8 protein-coding genes and 1 pseudogene are annotated in these 11,175 nt (G+C 53.1%); 4 read left to right on the top strand and 5 right to left on the bottom strand.

Annotated elements, in window-relative coordinates:
- Window positions 1–198: 198 nt before the first annotated feature.
- The 3 genes from entF to fes are packed head-to-tail and all read right to left on the bottom strand — an operon-like array spanning window position 199 to window position 5,500.
- The gene (gene entF, locus ACJHW7_RS16435; protein ID WP_021556577.1) at window positions 199–4,080 is read right to left on the bottom strand and encodes an enterobactin non-ribosomal peptide synthetase EntF; all 3,882 of its coding nucleotides are present in this window, start codon (window positions 4,078–4,080) and stop codon (window positions 199–201) included.
- Window positions 4,077–4,295, bottom strand: a complete 219-nt coding sequence (gene ybdZ, locus ACJHW7_RS16430; RefSeq protein ID WP_000885782.1) for an enterobactin biosynthesis protein YbdZ — start codon at window positions 4,293–4,295, stop codon at window positions 4,077–4,079. The genes entF and ybdZ overlap by 4 nt, the downstream gene beginning before the upstream one ends.
- Window positions 4,296–4,297: 2 nt before the next feature.
- Entirely contained in the window at window positions 4,298–5,500 is a 1,203-nt protein-coding gene (gene fes / locus ACJHW7_RS16425) for an enterochelin esterase (RefSeq protein WP_000125829.1), read from the bottom strand.
- Window positions 5,501–5,742: 242 nt separating this feature from the next.
- Here fes and fepA point away from each other — a divergent pair, with 242 nt between their 5' ends.
- Both fepA and entD read left to right on the top strand, forming a co-directional pair.
- A complete protein-coding gene (gene fepA / locus ACJHW7_RS16420) occupies window positions 5,743–7,983 on the top strand; it encodes a siderophore enterobactin receptor FepA (RefSeq protein ID WP_001034924.1) in 2,241 nt (746 codons plus the stop codon).
- A 174-nt stretch (window positions 7,984–8,157) separates the two neighbouring features.
- Window positions 8,158–8,778, top strand: coding sequence for an enterobactin synthase subunit EntD (entD, locus tag ACJHW7_RS16415; RefSeq protein ID WP_001506608.1), 621 nt, complete (start codon window positions 8,158–8,160; stop codon window positions 8,776–8,778).
- Between the two features lie 121 nt (window positions 8,779–8,899).
- On the opposite strand, the gene hokE (ACJHW7_RS16410) is transcribed toward entD, so the two are convergent.
- Both hokE (ACJHW7_RS16410) and hokE (ACJHW7_RS16405) read right to left on the bottom strand, forming a co-directional pair.
- On the bottom strand, window positions 8,900–9,052 hold the full coding sequence (gene hokE / locus ACJHW7_RS16410; protein WP_000956465.1) for a type I toxin-antitoxin system toxin HokE: 153 nt from the start codon (window positions 9,050–9,052) through the stop codon (window positions 8,900–8,902).
- 350 nt (window positions 9,053–9,402) lie between these two features.
- On the bottom strand, window positions 9,403–9,555 hold the full coding sequence (gene hokE, locus ACJHW7_RS16405) for a type I toxin-antitoxin system toxin HokE (protein ID WP_000956467.1): 153 nt from the start codon (window positions 9,553–9,555) through the stop codon (window positions 9,403–9,405).
- On the opposite strand from hokE (ACJHW7_RS16405), the pseudogene ACJHW7_RS16400 reads away from it, so the two are divergent.
- Both ACJHW7_RS16400 and ACJHW7_RS16395 read left to right on the top strand, forming a co-directional pair.
- Window positions 9,524–9,791 (top strand): annotated as a pseudogene (locus tag ACJHW7_RS16400) (hypothetical protein). The gene hokE (ACJHW7_RS16405) and the pseudogene ACJHW7_RS16400 overlap by 32 nt on opposite strands.
- Window positions 9,792–9,993: 202 nt before the next feature.
- On the top strand, window positions 9,994–11,112 hold the full coding sequence (locus ACJHW7_RS16395) for a YbdK family carboxylate-amine ligase (RefSeq protein ID WP_001130618.1): 1,119 nt from the start codon (window positions 9,994–9,996) through the stop codon (window positions 11,110–11,112).
- The last annotated feature ends 63 nt before the right edge of the window (window positions 11,113–11,175 follow it).

Below are 11,175 nucleotides of genomic sequence, written 5' to 3'. Positions count from 1 at the left end.
TGAGTCCAATAGGGGGAAATCTCCACGGCGCTCACTTTACCAGTTGGTGAGAATTATCCGAAGCTGAAGTTTGTAAATTCATTCCACTGAATGCAACATTCACTCTATTTAAGAAAAATAACCAGCAAACTTATAAATTAAATAAATGATAAACCCATAATTATTTCCTGCAATTATGGGTTTATAGATAATGTTAATTTATCTGTTTAGCGTTGCGCGAATAATCGGCCCAATTTTTTCAAATGCCCCTGGAGAGATAATATCCACATGCGCACAATCCTGACGATAGATATCCAGCTCCGCTATCCACGGCGACCAGGCGCGTTCGGGACTCATACCTTCCTGAAGTGTGCGTTCAGCAACAAACAGCGTCGCTTTACCGTCAAACGGTACGCTATGAGCAGTCGTCAGCAGGCGCACAGCATCAGCGTAGTTGCCTTCAATGGTGGTAAACAACTCCGTTGAAGTACTTCCCTGCTGTGCCGCCAGGAAGGCCTCGCGCTCGCGGTTAATCTCCGCCAGCACTTCCGGGTCCAGACCATTAGCTTCTTTTTCCTGCCAGTTTTGCGTTTCTGGCGGCCAGGTATCCAGCAAGCCAAGAAATGCCACCTGTTCGCCACGGGCACGCAGCCGCGCCGCAATACCCTGCGCCAGCGTACCGCCAAGTGAATAACCCAGCAGGTAATAAGGGCCGTGCGGTTGTTGTTCAAGTAACGTTGCCAGATGCGCTTCGCAGACTTCATCCAGGTTCGTCGCTGTCTGCATGGGGCCATGAGGGCGCGGCGACTGAATGCCGATAATCGACCATAGTGGATCGAGATAACGCGAGAGCACGCTAAACTGCCAGGCAAAACCGGATGCCGGATGGAAACAAAACAGCGTCGGGCCATTACCTTCACGCAACGGCAGAATGGTTTCGAATCCCATGCGCCGGGAGCTGTCCTCTTCACCATCAATAATCGTTGCCAGTTTGGCGACGGTTGACGCGACCATCACCTGCCCCGGCGTCACCTGACGGGCAAACTGCCGACTTAACTGCGCTGCCAGTTTCATTGCCAGTAGCGAATGACCGCCAAGCGCGAAGAAATCAGCATCGGCATCCTGCACGTCACAACCCAGCAACGACGCGAATGCCGCAGCGATAATCGTTTCACTGCCCGCTTTCGGCGCACGCCCCGGCGTTTGTGCCTTAAGTTCAGGCAACGGTAAGGCTTTGCGATCCAGCTTGCCGTTGGCGCTAAGAGGTAACTGTGGAAGTTGCAGCAGAACGACCGGCACCATATGCGGCGGCAATGTTTCGCGAAGCTGTGCCTGTAATGCGCTGGTATCCAACGGCAGACCTGATTGCGACACCAGATAGCCCACCAACTGACGCGCATCACCACCGGTGGCTGCCGCCTGGTTAATCACACAGGCGTGGGTAACGGCTTGTTCGACATCCGGCAGCGCCTGCATCACGCGATCGATTTCGCCCAGTTCGATACGCTGCCCGCGAATTTTTAGCTGATCGTCACTGCGCCCGAGGTACTCCACTGCGCCGTTATCCAGCCAGCGGGCAACGTCTCCGGTACGATACATCCGTTCACCTGGGGCAAAAGGATCGGCAATAAAACGGCTGGCGGTCAGATCGGGTCTTCCAAGATACCCCTGCGCCAGTTGAATGCCGGTGAGATAGAGATCACCCGCCACACCCGGCGGCACCGGATGCATCATCGCATCAAGAATACGCAGACCCGTATTCCATACCGGATAACCAATCGGCACACTGCTGCCGCGCACCTGTGCCAATTCCTCGCCAAAAGCCGGATACCAGCTGACATCTACCGCCGCTTCCGTCGGGCCATATAGATTATGCAACGGCACGCTGGTTAACTGTTGCCATCCGCGGCATAAATCAGCCGGTAAGGCCTCACCACTACAGAAAACCTGTTTCAACGTCGCGCAACTCTGGCGAGCGGTTTGCGGCGTCAGCGAGGCAACAAATGCCGCCAGCATCGACGGCACAAAGTGCGTGGTCGTTACGCCATATTCGGCAAAGAATTGCTGCATAGCGAGCGGGTCGCGGTGCGTTTCCGGTTCAGCCATCACCAGTTTAGCCCCGGCAATAAACGGCCAGAAAAACTCCCACACCGAGACATCAAAACTGCACGGCGTTTTTTGGGCAACGACATCTTCACCTGTAAGTGGATAATGATTTTGCATCCACAACAGGCGGTTAACGATAGCCGTCTGCCCGACCATTACCCCTTTCGGCCTGCCGGTGGAGCCAGAGGTAAAGATGATATAAGCCGTGTGATGCGGTTGTGAAAGTTGCAGCGGCGCACTGCCCTGCGGTGTAAGCGGGGCGTTATAGCAAAGGCTGGTTAAATCTGGAACATCAACAAAGCGCGGCAGTTGATCGTCGGTGGTGATTAACAGCGACGGACGCGCATCTTCCAGCATCATTTTCAGGCGATCGTCCGGATAGCCGGTATCCAGCGGTAGCCAGGCCGCGCCAGCTTCAACTATCGCATGGAGTGCCAGGGTCAAAAAGACCGAGCGCGGTAGTGCCACCGCCACGCTGTCCCCTGGTTTAACGCCGCGCTCACGCAGCAGATTCGCCAGCGCCACCACCTGCTCACGCATTTCCCGATAGCTGAACTGGTAACGCGCATCTGCCAGCGCCGGAGCATCCGGTGTTTTTGCCGCTTGTTCTGCCACCAGCGCGCTAAGCGTGGTTTCTGGAATCTCAACCTGAGTGGCGTTGATCTGCGCCAGCTGCGCATACTCACCTGGCAGCATAATATCGACATCGCCGCACAACAGCGCCGGATCCGCGGCGAATTGGGCGATCAGCATTTTCAGGCGTTCAGCATGCTGGATTAACGTTGGCTCATCGTAACGCTGTTTATTGGCGAGGATCTCAATACTCAAATCACCGTGTTCATCCGGGAACAGGGCCAGTTCAAGGTCATTAACCGGCCCGGTTGCCAGGGTATGGGTTTGCGCCTGAACATCAGGAATATCCAGTTGGTAATCAAATACCTTGATATTGAGTACCGGACCAAACAGCGGTTCATCACCTGCCGCTCGCCCACTGTCACGGACAATTTGTTCGGCATCGTAACGTTGATGGCGACGCATTTTTTTCAGTTGAGCCGCCAGTCGGGTTGCCAGTTCCGGCAGCGTTTCTTGTGCCGCAATGTGAATACCCAACGGCAAAACGTTGAGCACAGGTCCGGTAGCCGTCAGCGCCGCCGACCCCAGTCGACGCATAAAGATAAATCCGGCAGCGTAGTCCATGCGATTGCACAATCGCCCCAGCCACAAAGCCGCCAGCGCAAGAGCTAAATCGGTACGCTGCACACCTGAAAATTGCATAGCCAGCTGGCGGAATTCCCCGTCGGTAAATTCCAGTTTCAGGCGCAGAATATCTGCCGAGGCGCTACGCCCCGGTAAAGGTGCCGGAGAAAGTGACGCGGGCGGTGGCAGTTGGCGACGCTGTTCTACCCAGAATGCCGCATCACGCTGCCAGGCTTCGCTTTCGCGGTATTGCCGGTACTCTTCCACTACATCAGCGAAAGGCGTAAACGGCGAAGCAGGCGTTGGTTCGCCACGCAGCCATGTACAGTAAATATTGGCGATCTGGCGGGTAATGGCCGGGAAACTGAAGCCATCGACCAGCAAATGGTGATAACGCTGATACCAGTACCAGCGGTTATCCGCCACCTGTATCAGCTGATGGAAGACCAGTGGTTTACCGCTATCGACGCGCAGATCTTGTTGCAAATCCGCCTGCATTAATGCCTGCGCAGTACCGTGCGGATCAATATTGGTTCGCAGGTCGATAATTTCTGGCAGTTCGAATATCAGCGCATCATCGACCCATTGCCAGACTTCGCCGTTATCTTCCGTAAAACGCATCCGCAACGTATCTGCTTGCGCTAATCCGGCAACCACCGCGCGGGCCAGTAATGGCACATCAACCTCTCCGGTTAACTCAACGTAATGCGCCACGCTCCAGGCGGAGGGTAAATCCGACAGTTTTTCTGCCATCCAGATGCCGGGCTGTGCGGCGACCAAAGGTAAATGCTGGCTCATTGTGCCTCCTGCAACTGGGTGAAATTCGCCGGTGTCAGAGTACGCCAGTGGGCTTCAAGCCACTGCTGGCAGGACTCTTGTGACTGCGGCTGACACACAATGTCCCAGCCTGCCGGTAAGGCGCATTGTTGCGGCCACAGACTGAATTGCCCCTGCGCATTGCGCAATATGTAAAACGCTCCCTGCGGATCATCGAAGGGATTACTGAATGCCATATTCAACTCCTGTCATGGAAAAGTGGTTGCCAGAGGTCGATTAGCCCCTGCATCAAGCCACCGCGCCAACAAAGCGCATCATGTCCGCCGTCAACCTGACGCCAGAAAATGGATTCTTTTATAGGGTGCAATTGCGCATACAGCGCCTGATTGGCCCGCATGATCATCGGCTCGCGAATACCCGCTTCCAGCACAATGCGCAGACCTTCGGCGCTAACTTCACCAGCTTTTAGCTTTTCAAGTAACACGCCCTCTTGCTGCCCGCCCCGATGCGGCCACCAGTACGATCCTGACTGGCTTAATACACAGCCAAAGCGTTCAGGCCAGTGCAGTCCGGCATACAGCGCGGAAAGCCCACCAAAACTCTGCCCGGCGACCACGGTGCGATCGGCGCGATCGCTAAAAGGGGCAATAGCTTTCACCAGGGGTAATAACTCTTGCTGTACTGCCAGCCAGAAATCCGCATTACACGGCAGTTCGTGGGCGCGGTGCGTGGTGTCGATAGCGTCGATCAACACATACACGGCGGGAGGAAGTTGCTGACGATGGGTCAGCGAAGTCAGCACAGGCCAGACGGGCATACTTTGCGCCCAAAATTCGCCATCGAGCAAAACTGCCAGCGGGCGTTCTTCTGCTGTTACATCGCCGGTGGTAAAAATCCATACACGACGTGAATTTTTCAACCGTTCACTTTTCCAGATAATTTCTTTGGCTGGTATTTCTGGCGCTTGCGGACAATCCCATCCCGGTTGCAGAGGCGCTTGCGGCATTTCGAGTGCAGAAACAGCGTGCCCTCGCCCGCCTTTCCAGCTTTGTGGATTCAGCGGATCGGCTATTGCCTGGGGTAATAGTTTTCGCCAGCCTTCACGTAATTCGAGGCGATCGGGGGATGGTGCAGAAAAAATGTCATCGCGTTCGGTGGGAATAAAGCAGTAGCTGCCGCGCCAGTTGGCATTGAGTTGTGTCGTCCACTGCCAGACATCAGTACCTGCAATTCGCTGCATCGACTGGGGCTGGCTGTTCTGATGATGATCGGTCACACCAGTGATGTAGACCCATACGCGCTTTATCGTCGAGTATTCTTCAGAACCTTGGGGATCACGCCACCAGAAAGTGACCTCAAACATTTCGTCATTCAGACGCTGCCATTCCGGGCCATGTTTCGACTGCCACCAGCTCTCACTTCCTACTTTTAACGCCGTCACACCATAACCCCATGTTTACTGTGCAATTTTTCATTGATTGCAGAAATATATTGATAATATTATTGATAACTATTTGCATTTGCAATAGCGTAATGGCGCGCCGTGGGAAGCGCGGACATTAATTAACCAACTGCACTGCGTGTCTTTCAGGATCAAAGGTTTTCGCGGTAGCGGGATGCGTCGTGTTGATGACGACCATGCCCGACAGTTGCAATTCGTGGCAAAAATGCAGGAATAAAACAATGAACAAGAAGATTCATTCCTTGGCCTTGTTGGTCAATCTGGGGATTTATGGGGTAGCGCAGGCACAAGAGCCGACCGATACTCCTGTTTCACATGACGATACTATTGTCGTTACCGCCGCCGAGCAGAACTTACAGGCGCCTGGCGTTTCGACCATCACCGCAGATGAAATCCGCAAAAACCCCGTTGCCCGCGATGTGTCGGAGATCATCCGTACCATGCCAGGCGTTAACCTGACCGGTAACTCCACCAGTGGTCAGCGTGGGAATAACCGACAGATTGATATTCGCGGTATGGGTCCGGAAAACACGCTGATTTTGATTGACGGCAAGCCGGTAAGCAGCCGTAACTCGGTGCGTCAGGGCTGGCGTGGCGAGCGCGATACCCGTGGTGATACCTCCTGGGTGCCACCTGAAATGATTGAACGTATTGAAGTTCTGCGTGGTCCGGCAGCTGCGCGTTATGGCAACGGCGCGGCGGGCGGCGTGGTTAACATCATTACCAAAAAAGGCAGCGGCGAGTGGCACGGCTCCTGGGACGCATATTTCAATGCGCCAGAACATAAAGAGGAAGGTGCCACCAAACGCACTAACTTTAGCCTGACCGGTCCGCTGGGCGACGAATTCAGCTTCCGCTTGTATGGCAACCTCGACAAAACTCAGGCTGACGCGTGGGATATCAACCAGGGCCATCAGTCCGCGCGTGCCGGAACGTATGCCACGACGTTACCAGCCGGGCGCGAAGGGGTGATCAATAAAGATATTAACGGCGTGGTGCGCTGGGACTTCGCACCATTGCAATCGCTGGAACTGGAAGCGGGTTACAGCCGCCAGGGTAACCTGTATGCGGGCGACACCCAGAACACCAACTCCGATTCCTATACCCGCTCGAAATATGGCGATGAAACCAACCGTCTGTATCGCCAGAACTACTCGCTGACCTGGAACGGCGGCTGGGATAACGGCGTGACCACCAGCAACTGGGTGCAGTACGAACACACCCGTAACTCGCGTATTCCGGAAGGTCTGGCGGGCGGTACCGAAGGGAAATTTAACGAAAAAGCGACACAGGATTTCGTCGATATCGATCTTGATGACGTGATGCTGCACAGCGAAGTTAACCTGCCGATTGATTTCCTCGTTAACCAAACGCTGACGCTGGGTACGGAGTGGAATCAGCAACGGATGAAGGACTTAAGTTCCAACACCCAGGCACTGACCGGAACGAATACCGGTGGCGCTATTGATGGCGTGAGTGCCACCGACCGTAGCCCGTATTCAAAAGCAGAAATTTTCTCGCTGTTTGCCGAAAACAACATGGAGCTGACTGACAGCACCATCGTAACGCCGGGGCTGCGTTTCGATCATCACAGTATTGTCGGCAATAACTGGAGCCCGGCGCTGAACATATCGCAAGGTTTAGGCGATGACTTCACGCTGAAAATGGGCATTGCCCGTGCTTATAAAGCGCCGAGCCTGTACCAGACTAACCCTAACTATATCCTCTATAGTAAAGGCCAGGGCTGCTATGCCAGCGCGGGCGGCTGCTATCTGCAAGGTAACGATGACCTGAAAGCAGAAACCAGCATCAACAAGGAGATTGGTCTGGAGTTCAAACGCGACGGTTGGCTGGCGGGTGTGACCTGGTTCCGCAACGATTATCGCAATAAGATTGAAGCAGGCTATGTTGCTGTAGGGCAAAACGCAGTCGGCACCGATCTCTATCAGTGGGATAACGTGCCGAAAGCGGTGGTTGAAGGTCTGGAAGGATCGTTAAACGTACCGGTTAGCGAAACGGTGATGTGGACTAATAACATCACTTATATGCTGAAGAGTGAAAACAAAACCACGGGCGACCGTTTGTCGATCATCCCGGAGTATACGTTGAACTCAACGCTGAGCTGGCAGGCACGAGAAGATTTGTCGATGCAAACGACCTTCACCTGGTACGGTAAGCAGCAGCCGAAGAAGTACAACTATAAAGGTCAGCCAGCGGTTGGACCGGAAACCAAAGAAATTAGTCCTTACAGCATTGTTGGGCTGAGCGCGACGTGGGATGTGACGAAGAATGTCAGTCTGACCGGCGGCGTGGACAATCTGTTCGACAAACGTTTGTGGCGTGCGGGTAATGCCCAGACCACGGGCGATTTGGCAGGGGCCAACTATATCGCCGGTGCCGGGGCGTATACCTATAACGAGCCGGGACGTACGTGGTATATGAGCGTAAACACTCACTTCTGATGCTAACGTCAGATTGTTGACAAAGTGCGCGTCGTTCATGCCGGATGCGGCGTGAACGCCTTATCCGGCCTACAAAAATCTTGCCAATTCAATATATTGCAGGACCATGTAGGCCTGATAAGCGTAGCGCACCAGGCAGTTTTGCGTTTGTCATCAGTCTCGAATATGGTCGATATGAAAACTACGCATACCTCCCTCCCCTTTGCCGGACATACGCTGCATTTTGTTGAGTTCGATCCGGCGAATTTTTGTGAGCAGGATTTACTCTGGCTGCCGCACTACGCACAACTGCAACACGCTGGACGTAAACGTAAAACAGAGCATTTAGCCGGACGGATCGCTGCTGTTTATGCCTTGCGGGAATATGGCTATAAATGTGTGCCCGCAATCGGCGAGCTACGCCAACCGGTGTGGCCTGCGGAGGTATACGGCAGTATTAGCCACTGCGGGGCTACGGCATTGGCCGTGGTTTCCCGTCAACCGATTGGCGTTGATATCGAAGAAATTTTTTCTGCGCAAACAGCGACCGAATTGACAGACAACATTATTACACCAGCAGAACACGAGCGACTCGCAGACTGCGGTTTAGCCTTTTCTCTGGCGCTGACACTGGCATTTTCCGCCAAAGAGAGCGCATTTAAGGCAAGTGAGATCCAAACTGATGCAGGTTTTCTGGACTATCAGATAATTAGCTGGAATAAACAGCAGGTCATCATTCATCGTGAGAATGAGATGTTTGCTGTGCACTGGCAGATAAAAGAAAAAATAGTCATAACTCTGTGCCAACACGATTAATTGACAACATCTGGTACGATTCGCCCGCAGCCATCACTGACTGCGGGCGAAAGTGTAAAGCAGGTGCCTTACCACTCTGACCTGACAACCGGATATGCGGGGATTGCTCCCCGCACAACGGCTACTTCTTCGGTTCGTAAGCGAGAACAGCCTTAAACTCAATATTACGTTCCTTTACGGTGAACTCACACAGCGAGTCTCCGACCAGAAGCGTAAATCCCAGCACCGTCAAACACAGCACTATGACTGCCACAAGGGCATATTTCGTCAGCATGTTTATATTGCCTCCATGCGAAGAAGGGACTACCATCCGAGTTGTTCAGGTTCGGAGTGGCAGCCCCAGGATTGATAGAAATATCTCCTGGGGCTTCATCTTTCCAAACCTCAGAGTTAACCTGAAACCGGAAAGCTTCAGGCACCCGCCGTTATCTTACCCTTCCTTAGCAAAATAGCTGTTTATTTATACAGTGAATCCTGTTTCGGACTTCTGTCGGCAAAACTCATCATTGCTCTTAAAACGAAACCGCCCGCAGCCATCACTGACCGCGGGCGAAAGTGTAAAGCAGGTGCCTTACCATCCTGACCTGACAACCGGATATGCGGGGATTACTCCCCGCACAACGGCTACTTCTTCGGTTCGTAAGCGAGAACAGCCCTGAACTCAATATTACGTTCCTTCACCGTAAACTCACACAGCGAGTCTCCGACCAGAAGCGTAAATCCCAGTACCGTCAAACACAGCACTATGACTGCCACAAGGGCATATTTCGTCAGCATGTTTATATTGCCTCCATGCGAAGAAGGAACTACCATCCAAATTGTCTGGTTTGGAGTGGCAGCCCCAGGGTTGATAGAAATATCTCCTGGGGCTTCATCTTTCCAGACCTCAGAGTAAACCTGAAACCGGAAAGCTTCAGGCACCCGCCGTTATCTTACCCTTCCTCAACAAAATAGCTGTTTATTTATACAGTAAATCCTGTTTCGGACTTCTCACTCCTCATTTAATCAACTGAAGCTGAGCCCGTTTTTTCTGCATGCCTCAATCGTCAAAATTCTTCGCCACCAGCCAGCCGTGCCATAACTTGTCACATTGCAAAAGTAGCCAAATTGCTTCAGTCACCATCACCAAAAAAAGAAACATTCCAGAACTTCCGCATCTCGCCCAGCCGCTCCGACTTCTATACTGAATAGAAAACGCCAACATAAGAGAAACCTATGCCATTACCCGATTTTCATGTTTCTGAACCTTTTACCCTCGGTATTGAACTGGAAATGCAGGTGGTTAATCCGCCGGGCTATGACTTAAGCCAGGACTCTTCAATGCTGATTGACGCGGTTAAAAATGAGATCACGGCCGGAGAGGTAAAGCACGATATCACCGAAAGTATGCTGGAGCTGGCGACGGATGTTTGCCGTGATATCAACCAGGCTGCCGGGCAGTTTTCAGCGATGCAGAAAGTCGTATTGCAGGCAGCCGCAGACCATCATCTGGAAATTTGCGGCGGTGGCACGCACCCGTTTCAGAAATGGCAGCGTCAGGAGGTATGCGACAACGAACGCTATCAACGAACGCTGGAAAACTTTGGCTATCTCATCCAGCAGGCGACCGTTTTTGGTCAGCATGTCCATGTTGGCTGCGCCAGTGGCGATGACGCCATTTATTTGCTGCACGGCCTGTCACGGTTTGTGCCGCACTTCATCGCCCTTTCCGCCGCGTCGCCGTATATGCAGGGAACGGATACGCGTTTTGCCTCCTCACGACCGAATATTTTTTCCGCCTTTCCCGATAATGGCCCGATGCCGTGGGTCAGTAACTGGCAACAATTTGAAGCCCTGTTTCGCTGCCTGAGTTACACCACGATGATCGACAGCATTAAAGATCTGCACTGGGATATTCGCCCCAGTCCTCATTTTGGCACGGTGGAGGTTCGGGTGATGGATACCCCGTTAACCCTTAGCCACGCGGTAAATATGGCGGGATTAATTCAGGCCACCGCCCACTGGTTACTGACGGAACGCCCGTTTAAACATCAGGAGAAAGATTACCTGCTGTATAAATTCAACCGTTTCCAGGCCTGCCGCTATGGGCTGGAAGGCGTCATTACCGATCCGCACACTGGCGATCGTCGACCGCTAACGGAAGATACCTTGCGATTGCTGGAAAAAATCGCCCCTTCCGCACATAAAATGGGTGCATCGAGCGCGATTGAGGCCCTGCATCGCCAGGTCGTCAGCGGTCTGAATGAAGCGCAGCTGATGCGCGATTTCGTCGCCGATGGTGGCTCGCTGATTGGGCTGGTGAAAAAGCATTGTGAGATCTGGGCCGGTGACTAAGTAGGGAATTGCCTTACAGAAGAATATCCCTGACAATGGTGTTTTAACTTACATTTAACAATG

It is taken from the genome of Escherichia sp. WS1152, assembly GCF_046487665.1.
Lineage (GTDB): Bacteria > Pseudomonadota > Gammaproteobacteria > Enterobacterales > Enterobacteriaceae > Escherichia > Escherichia coli.
Note: the sequence above shows the minus strand (reverse complement) of the source record. Positions and strands in the feature narration are given on the sequence as shown.

Coding starts and splice junctions, on each gene's coding strand:
- hokE (WP_000956467.1), bottom strand. CDS start 9,555: ATGCTGACGAAATATGCCCTTGTGGCAGTCATAGTGCTGTGTTTGACG.
- ACJHW7_RS16395 (WP_001130618.1), top strand. CDS start 9,994: ATGCCATTACCCGATTTTCATGTTTCTGAACCTTTTACCCTCGGTATT.
- ybdZ (WP_000885782.1), bottom strand. CDS start 4,295: ATGGCATTCAGTAATCCCTTCGATGATCCGCAGGGAGCGTTTTACATA.
- entF (WP_021556577.1), bottom strand. CDS start 4,080: ATGAGCCAGCATTTACCTTTGGTCGCCGCACAGCCCGGCATCTGGATG.
- entD (WP_001506608.1), top strand. CDS start 8,158: ATGAAAACTACGCATACCTCCCTCCCCTTTGCCGGACATACGCTGCAT.
- fepA (WP_001034924.1), top strand. CDS start 5,743: ATGAACAAGAAGATTCATTCCTTGGCCTTGTTGGTCAATCTGGGGATT.
- hokE (WP_000956465.1), bottom strand. CDS start 9,052: ATGCTGACGAAATATGCCCTTGTGGCAGTCATAGTGCTGTGTTTGACG.